Genomic DNA, 20,336 nt, shown 5'->3' on the forward strand with positions numbered 1-20,336 from the left:
ATGTCGCAATGGGATGCTGAGGAGGGTTTCATGGCCAGGGTCGGCACGACAACGGATTACAGCAGGATCAGGCATTGGATCGAAGAGCGCGGCGGCCATCCCGCCCGTATCCAGAACGCGCCGGACAGCGAAACCGTCCGCGTCGATTTCACCTCGGAACCGCTGGAGGAGATTTCCTGGGACGAATTCTTCGAGGGTTTTGACGGTAGCAGGCTCGCTTTCCTTCACCGCACAAAGGCACAGGACGATGCCGCCCGTCTTGGCAGGATTGTCCGCCGACGCCGGCATCACTGACGCTCACCGGTTCGTCAATGGCAGAAACCCGGCGCCGTTTCCCGCGCCGGGTTTTCCATGTTTTCCTTGGGAGGAAACCTAGTCGATGTTGAAGGTGAGCAGCTTTGCCTGGCGGATCGCCTGGTGGGCCGTCAGCTGCGCAAGCACGCTGTCATCAACCTCGCCGTCGACATAGAGCAGCGCGATGGCGTCGCCGCCTTGCTTGTCGCGGCCGAGCTGGAAGTTGGCGATGTTGACGCCAGCGGCACCGAGCGTCGTGCCGATGAAGCCGATCATGCCGGGAACGTCGGTGTTGGTGATGTAGATCATGTGCGAGCCGACATCCGCATCGAGGTTGATGCCCTTGATCTGGATGAAACGCGGCTTGCCGTCCGAAAACACCGTGCCGGCGACCGAGCGCGTCATGCTTTCCGTCGTCACCGTCAGCTTGATATAGCCGTCGAAGACGCCAGTTTTGTCGCGCTTGACCTCGGACAGCACGACGCCCTTTTCCTTGACCATGATCGGCGCCGAAACCATGTTGACATCGGCGACCTGCGGGCGGATGAGGCCGGCGAGCACGGCGCTCGTCAGCGCCCGCGTGTTCATGCCGGCCGTGACGCCGTCATAGAGGATCTCAATTTCCTTAATCGGCTCCTCGGTGACCTGCCCGACGAAGGCGCCGAGAACATCGGCGAGACGGATGAAGGGCTTCAGGATCGGCGCTTCCTCGGCGGTGATCGACGGCATATTGATGGCGTTGGAGACCGCGCCGTTGACGAGGTAATCCGCCATCTGTTCGGCCACCTGCAGAGCGACGTTTTCCTGCGCCTCGGTGGTCGAGGCGCCGAGATGCGGCGTGCAGACGACGTTCGGCAGGCCGAAGAGCGGGCTTTCCTTGGCAGGCTCGACCTCGAACACGTCGAAAGCGGCGCCGGCGACATGGCCGGATTTGATGGCTTCGGCAAGCGCTGCCTCGTCGACCAGGCCGCCGCGGGCGCAATTGATGATGCGCACCCCGGGCTTGGTCTTTGCCAGGGCATCCTTGTTGAGGATGCCGCGCGTCTTGTCGGTCATCGGCACATGCAGCGTGATGAAATCGGCGCGAGCGAAAAGCTCGTCGAGCTCGACCTTGGTAACGCCCATCTCCTCGGCGCGCTCCTTCGAAAGGAACGGATCGTAGGCGACGACATGCATCTTCAGGCCGATGGCGCGGGCGCAGACGATCGAGCCGATATTGCCGGCGCCGATGACGCCGAGCGTCTTGCCGGTAATCTCGACGCCCATGAATTTCGACTTCTCCCACTTGCCGGCCTGGGTCGAGGTATCGGCTGCCGGAAGCTGGCGGGCGACGGCGAACATCAGCGCGATCGCGTGTTCGGCCGTGGTGATCGAATTGCCGAAGGGCGTGTTCATGACGATGATGCCGCGGCGCGAGGCAGCCGGAATATCGACATTATCGACGCCGATGCCGGCGCGGCCGACGACCTTGAGGTTCTTCGCCCCCGCGATAATCTTTTCCGTCACCTTGGTGGCCGAGCGGATGGCTAGGCCATCATAGTTGCCGATGACTTCGAGCAGACGGTCTTTGTCCTTGCCGAGCTGCGGTTCGAAATCGACTTCGACACCGCGGTCGCGGAAAATCTGGACGGCGGTTTCCGACAATTCGTCGGATACGAGAACGCGAGGTGCCACTATGGCCTCCTTCAAAAGTGTTCAGCGATGGATGAAATAGGAATGCTGGGCTCCGCCCGATGGCGGAGCCGGATGCGATCAGGTCAGGCGGCAGCCTGAGCAAGCTGCGCCTTCTGGGTTTCGAAAGCCCAGGAAAGCCACGGCATCAGCTTCTGCATGTCGGATGCCTCGATCGTGGCGCCGGCCCAGATACGCAAGCCGGACGGCGCGTCGCGGTAGTGGCCGACGTCATAGGCGACGCCTTCCTTTTCCAGGAGGCCGACGAGACCCTTAGCGAAATTCGCCTGGCCATCGTCGTCGAGGGCGCTCACGTCCTTATCGACGATCTTCAGGCAGACGGAGGTGTTCGAGGCCGTTTCCGCCTTGACGGCGAGATTGGCAATCCAATCGTTTGCGGCAACGAAATCGTGGATGACCTTGGCATTGGCATCGGCGCGACCGATCAGAGCCTTGAGACCGCCGAGCTGCTTAGCCCAGAGAAGCGCATCGATATAGTCCTCGACGCAGAGCATCGACGGCGTGTTGATCGTCTCGCCCTGGAAGATGCCTTCGATCAGCTTGCCGCCGGAGGTCAGGCGGAAGATCTTCGGTAGCGGCCATGCCGGCTGATAGGAGATGAGCCGTTCGACGGCACGCGGCGACAGGATGAGGATGCCGTGCGCGCCCTCGCCACCCAGAACCTTCTGCCAGGAGAAGGTGACGACATCGAGCTTGGCGAAATCGAGTTCCTGCGCAAAAGCGGCCGAGGTGGCGTCACAGATCGTCAGGCCCTTGCGGTCGGCGGGAATGAAATCGGCGTTCGGCACGCGCACGCCGGATGTGGTGCCGTTCCAGGTGAAGACGACGTCGCGGTCGAAATCGACGGTCGCGAGATCGGGAAGCTCGCCGTAACCGGCTTCGAGCTTGCGCACATCCTTGAGCTTCAACTGCTTGACGACGTCGGTGACCCAGCCGGCGCCGAAGCTTTCCCAGGCGAGCATGTCGACGCCGCGTTCGCCGAGCAGCGACCAGAGCGCCATTTCAACGGCGCCGGTATCGGAAGCCGGAACGATGCCGATGCGATAATCCGCCGGCACGTCGAGAATTTCACGGGTAAGGTCGATGGCCTGCTTGAGCTTGGCCTTGCCGACCTTCGCGCGGTGCGAACGGCCGAGAGCCGCGTCGGAAAGGGCTTCGAGCGACCAACCGGGGCGCTTCGAGCACGGGCCAGAAGAAAAATGGGTATTGTGCGGACGGATGTCCGGCTTTGCGGTCTTCGCCATGGTGCTATCCTCTCAGATAGAAAGCCCTTCGTTGGGGAAGGGTGTCCCGCCGCCGTGTGTATGGATCGGACGCTTCATAGTCAAGATCGAAGTGTCGCAAGCAGAAGATATTTTGACGCAGGCAAGGCGGCCGAAACGAAAAAAGCCGCCCGGACTCGGGCGGCTTTCTGATGCAAGAGAGTGAATTACTTGTAGACCGGCTGCTGCAGCGGGATTGCCGGCGGCTCGTAGGCGACCGGCTGGGCGCAGCCACCGAAGAGATAGCGGGCGCCGACGCGAGCTTCGTGGACGCTGAGACCCTTGTCGCGGCCCGGGCCGCCATTTTCTGCGAAGCCGAACATGTTGCCGCCGTCGATATGCAGGTAGCGGTAGCCGACATCGGCCTTGATGTTGCAGGTCACGTCGATCGAGGCGCCGGCCATGAGCGCGTAGGTGAAGCGCCAGTTGCCCTTGCCGCCATGGGTGACCTGATCGTCGCAGAAGCTGCCGTCATCGGCGCAGGCGACGTTGCGGAGATTCTTCCACTTCACATAGGAACCGCCGATACCGGCGCCGACATACGGCGTGACGTAGCCATAGGTGCCGAGATCGACGTAAGCGTTGGCAAGCAGCGTATAGGCGGTCAGCGAAGAGCGGTCGCTCGACGTGCAATCCACCAGCGGGAAGCCGCACTGCCCAGATGTCGAGCCCTTGAAATCAGCCTGCGTGAGATAGTCAAAAGTCAGATCGGTGCGCAGATAGCTGTTGATCTGATAACCGACACCGCCGCCGACCGTCCATGCGTCGTCCAGATCGGCACGGTCGAAATCGACTTCCGTGGCGTTGCTGCCCTGGAAATAGCGGGCGCCGCGCAGATCGGTGAAGGCATAACCGACATCGCCGCGCAGGTACCAGCCGGTCGCTTCGCTGACCGTCACCTCAGGCGGCTGCTCCGGGATAGGCTCGGCAGGGGCGAGGTCCGCGGAATAGGCGTTTGTCGCGATCAACAATGCGGCAAAGATGCCGGACAAGCTTCTTTTCATGGATCCCACTCCAAAATCCCGTTGCGTCGGCAGGCTCAAGTCGCTGCCAATCTGGTACGCGTCGCATGGATAATGAATGGGAAACGTTAAAAGCTGCTTAACCACGCTTGTTTACCTTGATGCAGGCACCGCCACGTCCTCGACATGGGTCGGGTTGCATCGTCGGAATGGTTCAGCCTCGGCAAAAGCAGCAGACGACATAAGCGCGCATGAAAAAAGCCGGCGCTTTCGCACCGGCTTTCCATAGTCTGGCCTGATGGGATCAGGCTGCGGTCCGGACGTTCGAGATCGTGCCGATCAGCTCATTGACGATGCGCTCGATCTGGGCGCGGTCGTCGCCTTCGGCCATGACGCGGATCAACGGCTCGGTGCCCGAGGGGCGAATGACGAGGCGACCGCTCCTGGCCAGCTCGGCTTCGGCATCGGCGATCGCCTTCTGCACCTGGATATCCTCCAGCGGCTTGCCGCCGCTGATGCGGACATTGCGCAGGAGCTGCGGCACCGGCTCGAAACGGCGGCAGACCTCGCTGACGGTCCGGCCGGTGCGCTTCACTGCGGCAAGGATCTGCAGCGCCGCGACGAGGCCGTCGCCGGTCGTGCCATAATCCGAGAGCACGATATGGCCGGACTGTTCGCCGCCGACATTGTAATTGTGCTGGCGCATATGCTCGACGACGTAGCGGTCGCCGACCTTCGTGCGGGCAAGCGCCATGCCGCGCTCGTCGAGGAAACGCTCGAGGCCGAGGTTGGACATCACAGTGGCAACAATGCCGTTGCCCCGCAGCTGCTGGCTCTCGGCCCAGCTTTCGGCAATGACGGCCATCAGTTGGTCGCCGTCGACGATCGAACCATTCTCGTCGATAATGATGACGCGATCCGCGTCGCCGTCGAGCGCAATGCCGATATCGGCGCGCACCTCGTCGACCTTTTTCTGCAGGGCGACGGGGCTGGTGGAACCGCAATTGAGATTGATGTTGGTGCCGTTCGGCTCGTTGCCGATCGTCACGACATCCGCACCCAGCTCCCACAGCACGGCGGGCGCCACTTTATAGGCAGCACCATTGGCGCAGTCGATCGCGATCCGCAGGCCCTGCAGCGTCACGTCGCGCGGCAAAGTCCGCTTGGCATGTTCGATATAGCGGTCATGCACACCGTCGACGCGCTTGGCACGGCCGATGTCATCGGATTTGGCGAGCTGCGCGTTCAGGTCCTTTTCGAGCAGGTCCTCGATCTCGGCTTCGAGCTCGTCTGAAAGCTTGTAGCCGTCGGGGCCGAAGAGCTTGATGCCGTTATCCTCGTAGGGATTGTGCGAAGCCGAGATCATCACACCGATATCGCAGCGCAGCGAGCGCGTCAGCATGGCGACGGCAGGTGTCGGGATCGGGCCGAGAATGAAGGCGTCGAGGCCGGCGGCCGTGAAGCCCGCGACCATGGCATTCTCAAGCATATAACCGGAAAGGCGCGTATCCTTGCCGATGACGACACGGTGGCGGTGGTTGCCCCGGCGGAAGATCGTGCCGGCGGCAATGCCGACCCGCATCGCGAGATCCGGCGTCATCGGGAAGACGTTGGATTGGCCGCGAATGCCGTCGGTCCCGAAATAGCGTCTTTTCATCTGCACTCCTGCGTTTTCGCGCGCCATTCAAGGCAGCGCATCCTTTCAAGCAAATCCGGCTTCAATGGGATGTCGTCAATCCAGAAGCGTGATTTATGCTTGCCTCAATTCAGCGGAATGCCACAAAATGCGGCGATCGGCACGTAAATTAGCAAGAAAAATGATTATATCCCGTTACCAATAGAAAAAGCCGAATCTCCCGCCTGGGAAATCCGGCCTTGTTCAAGATGGTGCCGCTGTTCAATGCGGTTGCGGTTCGAGGCCGCCTTCGGGCTCGTCGCCCTTGGTGGCAGGCCGTGCGCCGGCCTTCGGAACCGCCGAGCCGCGGCTTGGCGGCGAATCATCGCCGAGGTCGCGAGACGGCTTCTCGCCGCGGATCAGCGCCTTGATCTCCTCGCCGGTCAGAGTCTCGTATTCGAGGAGACCTTCGGCAAGGGCGACGAATTCGTCGTGCTTTTCCGTCAGGATCGTGCGGGCCTGGGTATAGGCTTCGTCGATCAGGCGGCGCACTTCATTGTCAATCTTCTGCGCGGTGGCTTCCGAAACATTCTTCGACTGCGATACCGAGTGGCCGAGGAAGACTTCCTGCTGGTTCTCGCCATAGGCGACCTGACCGAGCTGATCGGAGAAGCCCCACTGCGTGACCATGGCGCGGGCAAGCTTGGTCGCCTGCTCGATGTCGGAGGAGGCACCCGAAGTGATGTTCTCCTTGCCGAAGGTGAGCTCTTCGGCGACGCGGCCACCCATCATGATGCAGAGGCGCGAGACCATCCACTTGTAGCTCATCGAGTAGCGGTCGCCCTCGGGAAGCTGCATGACCATGCCGAGTGCACGACCGCGCGGAATGATCGTCGCCTTGTGCAACGGATCGGCGACGGCGACGTTGAGCGCGGTGATGGCGTGACCGGCCTCATGGTAAGCGGTGAGCTTCTTCTCCGCCTCGGTCATCGCCGAGGAACGGCGCTCGGCGCCCATCATGATCTTGTCTTTGGCGTCTTCGAATTCCTGCATGGTGACGACGCGCTTGTTGCGGCGGGCGGCCATGAGGGCGGCTTCGTTGACGAGGTTCATCAGGTCGGCGCCGGAAAAACCGGGTGTGCCGCGGGCGAGAACCTTGAGATCGACATTCGGCGCCAGCGGAACATTGCGGGCGTGCACCTTGAGGATGCGCTCGCGGCCGACGATATCGGGGTTCGGCACGACGACCTGACGGTCAAAACGGCCGGGACGCAGCAGCGCCGGGTCGAGCACGTCGGGACGGTTGGTGGCGGCAATCAGGATCACGCCTTCATTCGCCTCGAAGCCGTCCATTTCGACCAGCAACTGGTTCAGCGTCTGCTCGCGTTCGTCATTGCCGCCGCCGAGACCGGCGCCGCGATGACGGCCGACCGCATCGATTTCGTCGATGAAGATGATGCAGGGCGCATTCTTTTTCGCCTGCTCGAACATATCGCGTACGCGGCTGGCGCCGACGCCGACGAACATTTCGACGAAGTCGGAACCTGAAATGGTGAAGAAGGGCACGTTGGCTTCGCCGGCAACCGAGCGGGCAAGCAGCGTCTTGCCGGTGCCCGGAGGACCGACGAGCAGCACGCCGCGCGGGATCTTGCCGCCGAGACGCTGGAATTTCTGCGGATCACGCAGGAATTCGACGATTTCCTCGAGATCCTGCTTGGCCTCGTCGACGCCGGCGACGTCTTCGAAGGTCACACGGCCATGCGCTTCGGTGAGCAGCTTGGCCTTGGACTTGCCGAAGCCCATCGCGCCACGTGAGCCGCCCTGCATCTGCCGCATGAAGAACAGCCAGACACCGAGAATCAGAAGCATCGGCAAAAGCGTGCCGAGATAGCTGAGGAAACCCGAAGAGCCGTCCGTTTCAGGGCGGGCGGAAACCAGGACGTTCTTCGACTGCAGGCGATCGAGCAGGCTGTCGTCGATCACAGGCGAATAGGTCTGGAAGGTGGTGCCATTTTCAACATAGCTCCCTGAGACACGGTTGCCCGTGACTACGACTTCCTTCACGCGGCCCGCATCGACCTCACGCAGAAACTGCGAATAAGGGATTTCGCGGGAGCCCGTCTGCGCCGGCGCCGTCTGAAACATACTGAAAAGGGCGATCAGCAGAAGCGCTATGATCGCCCACAAGGCGAAATTACGTAAGTTAGGGTTCATTGAACTCCCCAGCACTGGAACAGCCGCCTCATGGCGACCGTCTTATTCTTCTCTAACATAGGGTTGCGCCGTGCGATTGCCAAGGCGATCCCCCAGGTCAGATGGTTTTTCCGTCAATACTTCTTAAAGGCGGCCTCGCATAGGGCGCCGTCGCGAAAACCGCCGAAAGCCTGTTGGCAAAGATGAAATCAAATCGTGTCAAAAAGCGGTCGAAGGGTGCGAAATAGGGCGTGAGGTCGACCCTGCGGACGAATTCCTCGGATAAAGGGGCTCCTTCGGCGGTTAAAGCCGGCGCGGAGGCGACGGCGCGCTTCCATGCCGCCTTGGGGAGGTGATGCATACGCTCCCTCATTCCTGTGCTCGGACTTGATCCGAGGGATGTCACAGGAATCCAGCCACCGCGCGTCCGCGCGGTGATTGACTCAACAATGCGTGAAGCGTCTCCCGCGCCCAAGGACTTGGGCGCGCTGGATTCCTGTGACATCCCTCGGGCAAAGCCCTGAGGCCACAGGAATGAGGGAGCGTGTGGATCGGCGGCCTCGACCACCATCGATGTGGACAAACCATTCCACGCATAAAACCTTCCATCCCACACCCCAGCCTCTCCCGGCGGCAATAACAACGGCATTATCCCCCGGCTCTCGCGCGTGAGATAAAGCCCGTCACGCCTGAGATCGAAAACCACCCTGCCGGCGGTCATCCGTCCCGGTTCACTGCCGGTGGCAAATGCAAGGATACGCTCCATATGCGCCCTCCCCGGCGCAAACGGCTGTCCGCCGAAAACAGCCGTCAGGCGCCCAAGCGCATAATCGAGGACGGCCCGATCCTGCCGCAGCCCATCCGGCAGCACCCGCCCGAGCAGACCGCGGTGAAGCGTGAAGTGACGATCCAGCCATTCGGCGCCGCCGAACGACAGAGCCAACCGCTCCGCCCAGGCCGCACGAATATCCTTCTGCGCCGATGTATCGGCCGAAAGCTGCCGGCGCGTCCGCGCGCGCTCATATTTCATATCCTCGTTGCTGGGATCGTCGATCCATCCCGCGCCTCGTTCTCTCAGGAAAGCGCGGACATCTGCCCGGGTGGAAAAAAGAAGCGGCCGTAAAATCCAGAAACGCCGATCGAAGAGCACCGCATCGGCAATACCCGTCGAAATCTGCTCTGTCCGCATGCCGTGCATGGCAAGTGTTTCGCGCTGGTCATCGAATGTGTGGCCGGTGACGATGAGATCAGCGTCGGATGCTCTCGCTGCCTCGACCAGAAGGCCATAGCGCGCCTCACGGGCAGCAGCCATGATGCCGGTTTTCGGCTTGGCGCCCTGCCAGACCAGGGTGGTGTGGGAAATGCCGCGCGATGCGCAGAGGGCTGCGACGTCTCGCGCCTCGTCTGCGGAACCTGCACGCAGCGCATGGTCGACGGTTGCAGCGCATAGGGAAATCTTGAGATGGGGCGCGGCCTTCACGGCTTCATCGAGAAGGAGAAGCAGGCCGGTCGAATCGCTGCCGCCCGAAATCGCGACGAGAATGCGCGCGGGGCTTTGAAGCGAGCTAAGAAACTGGAGGATCGCCTGTTGCGGCGACGGGGCTTCCGGAGGCATGCCGGAAGACCTTAGCAGGCGAGGCGCTTCTGTTCGCTCGCAACCTTGCTGATGACGGCACGTGAAGCCTTCGGATAACGCTTCGAGACTTCGCGCAACGTCGCACAGGCCGTCTCCTTATTGTCGAGGGCGGCAAGCGACATGCCGAGCTTCAGCAGCATTTCCGGCGCCTTTTCGGAGGTACCGTATTTCTGGTGCGCATTGAGGAAGGTTTTGGCCGCCTCATTATACTTGCCCTGCGAATAGAGCGCTTCGCCAAGCCAGAAATTGGCGTCCGCCGCCCGCGCGCTGCTCGGGTAGCGGGTGATGTACTGCGTGAATTCCTGTTCGGCCGTGCTGTAATCGCCGGACAAGACGTGGCCATAGGCGGCCTTGTACTGGTCCGCCTCACCGCCGAGCGAGGCGGTCTGCTGCGGCGCTTTGGGGTTGGCATCGGGAATCGGGCCGGAACCGATTGTGGCATTATCGTCGACGGTTCCGCCGATCGGATTGCCGTTCTTATCGAAATCGATCGAGCCGAGTTCCTTCGGCGGCTGGCCGAGACCGCTATTCTCAGGCACGCCCGTGGAGGGAGCCGTTTCGGCTCCCTGCGGCGCTTGGATCACTTTGGCGATGTCGTCGCCGCCCGAGGCTGCCGGAGCGGCATCGGTCTCGCTCTTCTTGACGGGAGCCTTGGCACCGCCGCCGCCGGAACCCGTCTTTTCCAGCTGCTGGAAGCGGAATTCATTGTCTTCCTGCTGCTTGCGGATCGTCTCCTGCATCTGCAGCAGCTGAAAGCTCATCTCCTCGATCCGCCCATTCAACTGCCGCAATTGCTCTTCGAGCTGCTGCACGCGGACCTCCGCATCGCCGCTCTGCACCTTGACGACGGGCGGCGCCGCCTGGTTTTCCGCGGATCGGCCGCCGAGATGCAGCCCAAAGAACGAGGCGGAATAGGCCGCCCTTTCGCTCCCGGTCACAGCCGCGAGGCACAGCATGCCTGCCACGACAAGTTTCTTCATATGTATCGTCCTGTCCCAGTGATTCTTCGCACCTCGATGGCACGAACAGGAGATTTTTCCAATTGCTTTCAAAAAGCAACGGAGTCTGGCCAAAGTGTGGTCAAAAAGAAAAGGCGGCCCCTTCAGGGACCGCCTTCCGAAAGCCAGCTGTACCGGCAAATTACATGCCGGCGCCGCCGAGAACCGTGACCGCACGGCGGTTCTGCGACCAGCAGGAAATATCGTCGCAGACGGCGACCGGACGTTCCTTACCGTAGGAAATCGTCTTCAGGCGCTGCGCCGGGACGCCGCGCGAAGCGAGATAATCCTTGGCCGCAGCCGCACGGCGGGCGCCGAGCGCGAGGTTGTACTCGCGCGTGCCGCGTTCGTCGGCATGGCCTTCGACGGTGATCTGGTAGTTCGGGTAGCGGGCGAGCCACTGCGCCTGACGGTCGAGCGTCTGCGAAGCATCGGCACGGATCGACGAAGAGTCGGTGTCGAAGAAGATGCGGTCGCCGACATTGACCGTGAAGTCCTGGGCCGAGCCCGGCGTTGCCGCACCACCCGCGCCACCGGCGCCGAGGCCGAGATCGCCGGCGCTGTTCGGCGGCTTCTTAGCGCAGCTCGCGAGGGCGAGACCGGCGACAAGCGCGATCATGACGGGGTTGCGGGCGAAATTCTGCATGCGGCTCATTGCCGGGGTGTGAATTCGGCTCATGGCCGGGTCTCCTTGCGATTTCAGGGTTTCCGGACAGTAACCGCACTCGGTTAACCGCCCCTCAATGACTATGGTTAACGATTTACTGATTTGTCCCGTAGTCGCCCGGTTTCATGACTTTGGGGCGACATGAAGGCATTGTGGCACCCGCTACTCCAGAAGCGGCGACCAGGCCGGGTCGGAACCGTAGGTCGGCGTCTTCACAAGCTGCTCGTTGTAACCGGTCAGATCGATCGAATAGAGCTGCGGACCGCCCGCCCCTGCCGCCTGGCGGAAGAACATCAGGACGCGGCCGTTCGGCGCCCAGGTCGGGCCCTCATTGTGGAAGCCGGTCGTCAGGATGCGCTCGCCTGAACCATCCGGTTTCATCACGCCGATCGAGAATTTGCCGCCGGCCTGCTTGGTGAAGGCGATGAGATCGCCGCGCGGCGACCAGACCGGCGTCGAATAGGAGCCGTCACCGAAGGAAATACGGGTCTGGCCCGAGCCGTCGGCATTCATCACGTAGATCTGCGGCTTGCCGCCGCGGTCGCTTTCGAAGCTGACACGCGCGCCGTCAGGCGAATAGGAGGGCGAGGTGTCGATCGCAGCCGTCGAGGTCAGCCGCGTCGTCGTGCGCGAGCGCAGGTCCATCGTGTAGATGTTGGAATTGCCTTCCTGCTGCAGGCTCATGATCACCTTCTGCCCATCCGGCGAAAAGCGCGGCGAGAAAGTCATGCCGGGGAAATTGCCGACGACCTCGCGCTGCCCGGTTTCCAGCTGCAGCAGGTAGACCCGCGGCTGCTGATTGGCAAAGGACATGTAAGTGACTTCCTGCCGGCTCGGCGAGAAGCGCGGCGTCAGTACGAGATCGCTGCCGTCCGTCAGCATGCGCACGTTAAAGCCGTCCTGATCCATGATCGCCAGCTGGCGCTTGCGCTGCTGCTTGGTACCGGATTCGGAGACGAAGACGACACGAGTGTCGAAATAACCTTCCTCACCGGTGATCTGCTTGTAGATCGCATCGGCGATGATATGAGCGACGCGGCGCCAGTTCTCCGGCTGCGTATAGAACTGCTGACCGGTCATCTGCTGTCCGGCGAACGGGTCCCAGAGGCGAAACTCGGCGCGAAGACGGCCATCCGCTTCCTGGGTAACCCGCCCGGTGACCAGCGCCTGCGCATTGATGACCTTCCAGTCCTCGAAACGTGGTGCAGCATCAGGATTCGTAATCTTCTCGATAAAGGCGGTCTTGCTGATCGGTGCAAACAAGCCGGAGCGCTGCAGGTCGGCGGCAATGACCTGCGAGACTTGCGCACCCATATCCCCCTGCAGGAAGTCCGTCACCGCAATCGGCAGCGGCTGGACGTTGCCCTTTCGAATATCGAGGGTGACCAGCGCATTGGCCGGCGTCGTGAAGACGGCGGCGGTCAATAGACCAGCTGCGACCAAAATGGCGCGAAAAAAAGAACACTTTGTCATACCAAACAGCCTTTCAGCATCTATGGAGTCGGATCGCTGGGTTCGAAGTGCAGGACGACTTCCTTCCAGGACTCGTATTTCTCTTTCGGAAGCATGGTGAACTGCGATGCACGCAGCACCGCGCGGAGAGCCGCAGCCGATAGGTTTTTCCGAGCAGCTTCATTGCCGCCGGTGGCTTCTACCTCGGGCGAGCCAACAATCGCGCCGGCTGCAAAAGACTGGTTGTCATGGGACAGGTCGGCCAGCATCTAGATTCCCATGCTACTTGGATCGAAGTTAAGCTCGACCTCATTCCAGGCATCATACTTGTCCTTCGGAAGCGTCGAGAAGGGTGCAGACTTCATCACAGCTCTATAAGCACCGCCTTCCAACGCACGGCGCGTGGAGTCGCTGCTGCTGCCGCCCGACGACTCGACTTCCGGCTGGCCGATAATGTTGCCGTCTTTGTCGAGCTTCATGTGCACCTTGATGACCATGCCGGAAAGGCCTTCCATCCCGGGCGTGACAAGCCAATTACCTTCGATCAGGCTACGCATCGCATCTTCTTCGCTTTGGCTGAGCTTGGAACCGCCATTGCTCTTCTTCGCCCCCAGCGATGCCTCCTGCGTCGAACGCTTGGCGCCGCCGGCGGAAGGATCGGTCTTGTTCAGCAGAGCCGAAATCTCATCGGCATTGAAATCGCTCTTCATCGTCGAGGCCGATTTCGCCACTTCCTGCTTCTTGTCGGCCTTCTTCTTGTCCGTCGGTTTTTCGGCAGCCTTCGGCTCGTCCGGAGTTTTTTCCGCCGGCTTCTCGGCAGGCTTCTGTGGCTCCGGCGGCTTCACCTCGGGTTTGGCGACAGGTGTCGGCACCTTGTCCGGCAGCGCCTCGGCGTCCGGCTTCGGCGGTTCCTCCGGCTTGGCCTGCTCTTCCGGCGGCTTCTCCTCCGGCTTCGGCGGCGTCACCTCGACCGGCTTCGGCGGCGGAATCGACGCGACCTCCTTCGGCTGCTCGACCTCGGTCTCTTCCTTATTGATTTCCTTGACGTCGTTCGGCTTGGGATCGACCTGAGGCTGCGGCTTTTCGCTCGAATTCGCCGCCGCCGCTTCGCTGTTGCTCGGCTTGGCATTCGGAACCGGCGGCGTCTTCAGATCGACATTGTTGTCGCCGGCATTCTCAGCCGGCTGCGCGATCGGCGGCCGCGTCGTCGGCACAGGCGCGGAAGTCTCCTTCTTCGGAGCCTTCTTGTCGCCTTGCTGCATCTGGGTGATGGATTCCACCGGCACCAGATCGACCGGCATCGCCTCGAAATCCTCCACCTTGAAGGATTCGGGCGCGCTGAGCGACACCATCGCCCAGGTAAGCACCAGGCAATGCAGAACAGCAGATGTGACGACGCTGGTCTTCATCTTGAACGCTATTGGTCCTTCTTCTGCTGCGTCACGAGGCCGATATTCTTGAAGCCTGCACCCTGAATACGGGCCATGACGTCGGCGATGACACCGTAGGGCGCCGTTGCGTCGCCGCGCACGAAGATACGTTCGTTATAACCGGTGGTGGCGATCGCCTCGAGCTTGGCGGCGATCTCCGCGGCCGGGATCGGCGTTTCCTGCAGGAACACTTCGCCGTCGTTCTTGACGGAGATGGTGATCGGCTGCGTCTCGGAATTCAGCGCCTTGGCCTGCGTTTCCGGCAGGTCGATCGGCACCCCGACGGTCATCATCGGTGCTGCGACCATGAAGATGATCAAAAGCACCAGCATGACGTCGACAAGCGGCGTCACGTTGATTTCGGAAATCACGGCCCTGTTCCGACCGCCGCGACGGCGGCGTCCGCCGCCCCCGCCGCCATTGCCTCCAACAGCCATACCCATGTCAGAATACTCCGTTGGTTACTGAGCGGCAGCGCGCGGCTGCAGTTTCTCGTCGATCTGGCGCGAAAGTATGGCGGAGAATTCATCCGCGAAGCCTTCCATGCGGCCCGAGAGCTTGCCGGCATCGGCAGAGAACTTGTTGTAGGCGATAACCGCCGGGATAGCGGCAACGAGGCCGATCGCGGTCGCAAGCAGCGCTTCGGCGATACCGGGCGCGACAACCGCAAGGTTGGTCGACTTCGAACCGGCGATCGCCTGGAACGAGGTCATGATGCCGACGACCGTGCCGAAGAGACCGATGAACGGACCGGCCGAACCGATCGTTGCCAGTGACCCGAGACGGGCGCCGAGAAATTCCGATTCGCGTGACAGCGTCACGTCCATCGCCCTATCGATGCGCATCTGCAGGCCGATCGGCGAGCGGGCGCCGCGTTCGAAGGATTTCTTCCACTCGCGCATGGCCGCCACGAAGATCGCCGCCAGCCCGGTATTGTTGCGTTCCGACAGCGAGCGGTAAAGCTCCTCCAGCGACTGGCCCGACCAGAAGACCTGCTCGAACTTGTCGAACTGGCGCCGTGCGCGGCCATAGGCCAGATATTTGTCGATGACGATCGCCCATGTCCACACCGAGGCTGCGATGAGCCCGAGCATGACGAGCTTGACGACGATGCCGGCCTGCATGAAAAGCGACCAGAGGCTGACGTCCGTCGTTGCTGCTGCCAATCCTACTTGTTCCATTGATCCAAAATCCCCGAATCCAAACGCCCGGTGCTGGACCGGGCGGCACAAAATGATCTCGCAAGAAGTGTCCGGCGACCGCCCAAAGCCCTGGTCAAGCTTCCAAGCTCATCTTCCGCCTTCTTGCCGTCAAATTTGGTCAAAGGAAGGCGTGCACCGCACAAACTCCGACTTTCCCAGTAAGACACTATTATGGTTAATAGATCGTTAGTGCTGGATTGTGACAGTAAGCCTGTATTTGGAAGGTTTCGTTCCATGGATTACTTGACCGGAGCAAGATCCGGCTGCCCGAGCGCTCATCCTGCGGCGCGGGAATTCCTTCACATATAACTCAAGTTTTGACAAGCCTGAATTCCGGGCGATTCGTCGCTATAGCGGCGTGCTGCCTTCGAGGAATTTCGCCGCCAGTGTCTCCGGCAGCCGCCGCGGCCGCCCCCGGGCGTTGATGACGGCGATGATCACCTTGGCGGCGATCAGCAGCGTCTCGCCCGAACGGATCTGCTGATTGAGCACCATCTTGGCGCCGCCGGCCTTCTCCGTATGCGTCAGGATCGTCAGCACATCATCCATGCGCGCCGGGCTCTTGAAGTCGATCTCCATACGGTGGACGACGAAGACTAGGCCTTCCTCATCGGCGCTGATGAGCTCGCGCTGCTCGACGCCGAGGCAGCGCAGATAATCGGTGCGGCCGCGCTCGAGGAAATGCAGGTAACGGGCGTGATAGACCAGGCCGGAGAAATCCGTGTCTTCATAATAGACCCGCTGGACGAGGCGGTGCCCGGCCTCCGTCAGCTCTCCCGAAATGGAAAAAGGGCGTTCCGTCATAATTATCTCCAAACTTCGGTGCCCTCTTTGGCGCAACGCTTCCCGGCAGGCAAGCATTGAATGCCCGGCAGGCAGGCATTGAATGATTGTCATAATTCCTAACTATTCCCGATAACGAACCAACCGATCAGGAGACGATGCGATGAAGATTGCGGTTATGGGCGGAGACGGTTTCATTGGCTGGCCGACGTCGCTACATCTCTCCGATGCCGGTCACGACGTCCATATCCTCGACAATCTCTCGCGCCGCTGGATCGACACCGAACTCGGCGTTCAGTCGCTGACGCCAATGGATTCGATCCAGGAGCGCACCCGCATCTGGCATGCCGAAACCGGACGCCGCATCCACTTCAACCTGATCGATCTCGCCAGGGATTATGAACTGTTGAAGAACTGGCTTTCCGAGCACCGCCCGGATGCCGTCATCCACTTCGCCGAGCAGCGGGCCGCGCCCTATTCGATGAAAAGCGACCGCCACAAGAACTACACCGTCAACAACAATGTCAGCGCCACGCACAACCTGCTGAACGCGTTGACCGAACTCAATCTCGACGCCCATCTCATCCATCTCGGCACCATGGGCGTCTACGGCTATTCGACGGTCGGCGCGGCCATCCCCGAAGGCTACCTGCCGGTCGGCATCGAAACGCCAGCCGGCGAGACGGTCAACCAGGAGATCCTCTATCCCTCCAATCCCGGCTCGATCTACCACATGACCAAGTGCCTGGATCAACTTCTCTTCCAGTTCTACGCCAAGAACGACGTGCTCAGGATCACCGATCTGCACCAGGGCATCGTCTGGGGCACGCATACCGAGCAGACGCGCCGCCATGCGCAGTTGATCAACCGTTTCGACTACGACGGCGACTACGGCACGGTGCTGAACCGCTTCCTCATCCAGGCGGCGATCGGCTATCCCTTGACGGTGCACGGCACCGGCGGCCAGACCCGTGCCTTCATCCATATCCAGGATTCGGTGCGCTGCATCGAACTGGCGCTGAAAAACCCGCCGGCCCGCGGCGCCCGCGTCGAGATCTTCAACCAGATGACGGAAACCCACCGGGTGCGCGACCTCGCCCAGATGATCGCCAGGATGAGCGGCGCCGACATCGCCTGGCTGCCCAACCCGCGCAAGGAAGCCGCCGAGAACGAGTTGATCGTCCAGAACGAAAAGTTCCGCAATCTCGGCCTCGAACCGATCACGCTGGAAGCAGGCCTGCTCGGCGAGATCGTCGACGTCGCAAAGAAATTCGCCTATCGCGTCGACCGCTCGCGCGTGCCGGCCGTCTCCGCCTGGACCAAGGACATCGCCGCGACGATCAATCACGATCCGGAAGGCAAGCGGCTGAAGTCTGTCTCGTGAGCGGTGTCTTATTGTTGAAACCCCGCCAGTCCAACGATGTCCCCCTCATTCCTGTGTTTGTCACAGGAATCCAGCACGCCCAAGTCTTTGGGCGCAGGAGAGTCATTCACGGCGCCGACGCGCCGTGGCTGGATTCCTGTGACAAGCACAGGAATGAGGGATGGCGAGGAGGTGGTCGACAACGATGATTTCTACCTCAACCCTCGCCTATGTCACCCTCGTCAGCAATGCAGACTACGCCAAGGGCGCCACCGCCCTAGCAAATTCGCTTCGCCGAACCGGCACCAGCGCCGACATCGTCATCCTCCACACCGGCGGCGTCGATGCGGCCGCCCTCGCCCCGCTCAAGACCCCCGGTTGCCGCCTGATCGAGGTCGAGCACCTGCCGCTGTCTGCCGCCTTCAACGAGCGCCATGCCCGCGGCCAGCTTCACTCAGCCGCCCCCTTCACCAAGGGCCGCAAGCCGGATTTCCATTCGCCGCTCGACAATTTCTGCAAGCTCAGGCTGTGGCAACTCGTCGAATACCAGCGCTGCGTCTTCATCGACGCCGATGCCCTCGTGCTGAAGAATGTCGACAGGCTCTTCCTCTACCCGGAATTTTCCGCCGCCCCCAATGTCTATGAAAGTCTCGCCGACTTCCGCCGCATGAATTCCGGCGTCTTCGTCGCCACGCCCTCGCATGACACGTTCCGGCACATGCTCGAAAGGCTCGACAGGCCGGACGCCTTCTGGCGGCGCACCGATCAGACCTTTCTCGAGACGTTCTTCCCGGATTGGCACGGCCTGCCGATCTATTTCAACATGCTGCAATATGTATGGTTCACCATGCCGGAGCTTTGGGACTGGAAGAGCATTTCGATCCTGCATTACCAGTATGAAAAACCGTGGGAAAAGGATCATCCCAAGGCAGCGCGACTACAACCTTTGATCGATCTGTGGCACCGTTTCCATGATGGCAGCGATGTGCCTGAGATCACGGCGCTGGACAATCCGGAAGGGACAGCATGAAGGTATTGGTATCTGGTGGAACGGGTCTCGTCGGCCGGTATGTCGTCGAAGAACTGCTGACCGCCGGCTATCAGGTGATCGTCGGCGGACGCCGTGCGCCGCATCCGCGCCTCTTCTCCCGCCCGGTCGAGTTCGCAGCCCTTTCCCTTGATCCCGACAAGGATCAAATCGACGTTTTCGACGACGCCTATTTTTTCGTCCACGCCGCCTTCAGCCATATCCCGGGCAAATACCGCGGCGGCGAGGGTGACGATCCCAAAACCTTCCACAGGCTGAACCTCGACGGCACCGTCCGGCTTTTCGAAGCTGCCAAACGCGCCGGCACGCGCCGCTGCGTCTTCCTGTCCAGCCGCGCCGCCTACGGCGAACATCCCAGGGGAAGCGAGATGACAGAGACGATGCTGGCCAAGCCCGAAACACTCTACGGCCAGGTCAAGCTCGATGCCGAGCGAGCGCTTGCCCACCTCTCCACGCCGGGTTTTGCCGGCGTGAGCCTGCGGGCGACCGGCATCTATGGAGATCTCTCGCCCAACAAATGGGACGCTCTGATTGCCGATTACCTCGCCGGCCGGCCGGTTGCGCCACGTGTGGGAACGGAAGTTCACGGCCGCGACCTCGGACGGGCGGTACGGCTGATGCTGGAGACGGAAAGCAACCGCATCTCCGGCGAGATTTTCAACGTCTCAGACATCGCGGTCGACACGAGTGACATCCTTTCAGCCATCCGCCGCGAAACGGGCTGTCGACACGCGCTGCCGCCGCCCGGCGATAGGATCGCGCTCAATCCCATGGGCACAGCGAAAATCCGCGCGCTCGGCTGGGAGCCGGGCGGAACCCCGCTATTCCAAGAGACGATGCGGCGGCTGGCCGCAGCACTGCCGGCATCCCCGAGACACAGGTCCACGCAAGTCTGATTTTGCAGGATGCACCCGAATTGCAATCGGGGCCCGAGCTGTCGGGAAATTGTCCATGCAGATCGCAACCACCTCTGCCTCCATTATTTTGCGCGGCGCGTCTTCGGCAACGGCCATATCCGCCGCGGGAAACGAGACCGATCAGGGTGTGCTGAAACTGCAGCGCACCACCCAGGCGCTGCAACAGATACGGCAGACGCTGGCGACCTCGGAGGAAGAGGACAAGACGAAGGCGCAACGCAAGCTCGAAGAGGCACAGCAGCAGTTGGAGATGCTGCGCAGCTCCAACATGCCGCCTGAGGTGGTTGCCCGTCTGGCCGCCGAACTGGCGCGCAAGGTCGGCGCCGCCGCCTCCGAGTTCGCATCATCGGTGGCGACCGGGAGCTCAGCAGTCGTCGTCCCGGCGGATGCAACCTCGGATGCAACGGCGACCGCAACGAGCGGGGCCGCTGCCGCGCTGACGGATACCTCAGGAGAAAGCGGAACCACTGCAACCGGCGCGCAGGAACCGGACGCCGCTACCAGCGCCCGCAACGCCTATCAGAGCGTCGCCGAGGATGCCCCGAAATTCTCGAGCATCTCGACTGATGATCGAGAAACGATGGAAGAGTTCAAGGCGGTCGTCCGTGAACTCAAGCAGTTGCTCGAAAAGGCGATGCACGATCTGCGGCAGCAGAACCGGCAGCCGGGAGCCAACGCCGTTCCCGATATGGCGGACTTATCCAGCGCCACCGCGACAATCCCGACAAGTATCGTCATCTGACCTTCAGCCACATCCCAAGAAAAGGGCGTGAAACACGCGCGGCACTGTCGCATCCGGCATTTGCATCGGGCATCCGGCCG

At 61.6% G+C, this 20,336-nt stretch carries 19 protein-coding genes; 5 read left to right on the plus strand and 14 right to left on the minus strand.

What is annotated here, in order from left to right:
- The first annotated feature begins 30 nt into the window (after window positions 1-30).
- Window positions 31-294 (plus strand): hypothetical protein, encoded by a 264-nt coding sequence (locus QMO82_RS18935; RefSeq protein ID WP_183609624.1) that lies wholly within the window; start codon window positions 31-33, stop codon window positions 292-294.
- 78 nt (window positions 295-372) lie between these two features.
- Here the strand turns inward: QMO82_RS18935 and serA are convergent, their stop codons facing one another.
- From serA to ybgC, 14 genes are all read right to left on the minus strand, one after another.
- On the minus strand, window positions 373-1,968 hold the full coding sequence (gene serA, locus QMO82_RS18940; RefSeq protein WP_183609623.1) for a phosphoglycerate dehydrogenase: 1,596 nt from the start codon (window positions 1,966-1,968) through the stop codon (window positions 373-375).
- A gap of 83 nt (window positions 1,969-2,051) precedes the next feature.
- On the minus strand, window positions 2,052-3,230 hold the full coding sequence (locus QMO82_RS18945) for a phosphoserine transaminase (RefSeq protein WP_183609622.1): 1,179 nt from the start codon (window positions 3,228-3,230) through the stop codon (window positions 2,052-2,054).
- 185 nt (window positions 3,231-3,415) lie between these two features.
- Entirely contained in the window at window positions 3,416-4,252 is an 837-nt protein-coding gene (locus tag QMO82_RS18950; RefSeq protein ID WP_183609621.1) for an outer membrane protein, read from the minus strand.
- 262 nt (window positions 4,253-4,514) lie between these two features.
- Window positions 4,515-5,867 carry a phosphoglucosamine mutase gene (glmM, locus tag QMO82_RS18955; RefSeq protein ID WP_183609620.1) on the minus strand — a complete coding sequence of 451 codons (1,353 nt, stop codon included), beginning with the start codon at window positions 5,865-5,867 and terminating at the stop codon, window positions 4,515-4,517.
- A gap of 240 nt (window positions 5,868-6,107) precedes the next feature.
- Window positions 6,108-8,039, minus strand: a complete 1,932-nt coding sequence (gene ftsH / locus QMO82_RS18960; protein WP_047616537.1) for an ATP-dependent zinc metalloprotease FtsH — start codon at window positions 8,037-8,039, stop codon at window positions 6,108-6,110.
- Window positions 8,040-8,136: 97 nt separating this feature from the next.
- Window positions 8,137-9,633 (minus strand): tRNA lysidine(34) synthetase TilS, encoded by a 1,497-nt coding sequence (gene tilS / locus QMO82_RS18965; protein ID WP_183609619.1) that lies wholly within the window; start codon window positions 9,631-9,633, stop codon window positions 8,137-8,139.
- An 11-nt stretch (window positions 9,634-9,644) separates the two neighbouring features.
- Window positions 9,645-10,634 carry a tol-pal system protein YbgF gene (gene ybgF, locus QMO82_RS18970; RefSeq protein WP_183609618.1) on the minus strand — a complete coding sequence of 330 codons (990 nt, stop codon included), beginning with the start codon at window positions 10,632-10,634 and terminating at the stop codon, window positions 9,645-9,647.
- A gap of 160 nt (window positions 10,635-10,794) precedes the next feature.
- Window positions 10,795-11,331, minus strand: coding sequence for a peptidoglycan-associated lipoprotein Pal (pal, locus tag QMO82_RS18975; protein ID WP_085738270.1), 537 nt, complete (start codon window positions 11,329-11,331; stop codon window positions 10,795-10,797).
- A gap of 150 nt (window positions 11,332-11,481) precedes the next feature.
- The gene (gene tolB / locus QMO82_RS18980) at window positions 11,482-12,792 is read right to left on the minus strand and encodes a Tol-Pal system beta propeller repeat protein TolB (protein WP_183609617.1); all 1,311 of its coding nucleotides are present in this window, start codon (window positions 12,790-12,792) and stop codon (window positions 11,482-11,484) included.
- Window positions 12,793-12,812: 20 nt separating this feature from the next.
- A complete protein-coding gene (locus QMO82_RS18985; RefSeq protein WP_246718384.1) occupies window positions 12,813-13,040 on the minus strand; it encodes a hypothetical protein in 228 nt (75 codons plus the stop codon).
- Window positions 13,041-14,180, minus strand: coding sequence for a hypothetical protein (locus tag QMO82_RS18990; RefSeq protein WP_183609616.1), 1,140 nt, complete (start codon window positions 14,178-14,180; stop codon window positions 13,041-13,043).
- An 8-nt stretch (window positions 14,181-14,188) separates the two neighbouring features.
- Entirely contained in the window at window positions 14,189-14,644 is a 456-nt protein-coding gene (gene tolR / locus QMO82_RS18995) for a protein TolR (RefSeq protein ID WP_003542730.1), read from the minus strand.
- An 18-nt stretch (window positions 14,645-14,662) separates the two neighbouring features.
- Entirely contained in the window at window positions 14,663-15,382 is a 720-nt protein-coding gene (gene tolQ / locus QMO82_RS19000) for a protein TolQ (RefSeq protein WP_003582115.1), read from the minus strand.
- A 369-nt stretch (window positions 15,383-15,751) separates the two neighbouring features.
- A complete protein-coding gene (gene ybgC / locus QMO82_RS19005) occupies window positions 15,752-16,207 on the minus strand; it encodes a tol-pal system-associated acyl-CoA thioesterase (protein ID WP_183609615.1) in 456 nt (151 codons plus the stop codon).
- A gap of 142 nt (window positions 16,208-16,349) precedes the next feature.
- Between ybgC and QMO82_RS19010 the strand changes: the two genes are divergently transcribed.
- From QMO82_RS19010 to QMO82_RS19025, 4 genes are all read left to right on the plus strand, one after another.
- Window positions 16,350-17,570: an NAD-dependent epimerase/dehydratase family protein gene (locus QMO82_RS19010; RefSeq protein ID WP_183609614.1), complete on the plus strand. Its 1,221-nt coding sequence runs from the start codon at window positions 16,350-16,352 to the stop codon at window positions 17,568-17,570.
- 184 nt (window positions 17,571-17,754) lie between these two features.
- Window positions 17,755-18,579 (plus strand): glycosyltransferase, encoded by an 825-nt coding sequence (locus tag QMO82_RS19015; RefSeq protein WP_183609613.1) that lies wholly within the window; start codon window positions 17,755-17,757, stop codon window positions 18,577-18,579.
- Window positions 18,576-19,493 (plus strand): NAD(P)-dependent oxidoreductase, encoded by a 918-nt coding sequence (locus QMO82_RS19020; protein ID WP_183609612.1) that lies wholly within the window; start codon window positions 18,576-18,578, stop codon window positions 19,491-19,493. The genes QMO82_RS19015 and QMO82_RS19020 overlap by 4 nt, the downstream gene beginning before the upstream one ends.
- Before the next feature lie 55 nt (window positions 19,494-19,548).
- Window positions 19,549-20,256 (plus strand): hypothetical protein, encoded by a 708-nt coding sequence (locus QMO82_RS19025; protein ID WP_183609611.1) that lies wholly within the window; start codon window positions 19,549-19,551, stop codon window positions 20,254-20,256.
- The last annotated feature ends 80 nt before the right edge of the window (window positions 20,257-20,336 follow it).

This window comes from Rhizobium sp. BT04 (genome assembly GCF_030053135.1).
Lineage (GTDB): Bacteria > Pseudomonadota > Alphaproteobacteria > Rhizobiales > Rhizobiaceae > Rhizobium > Rhizobium binxianense.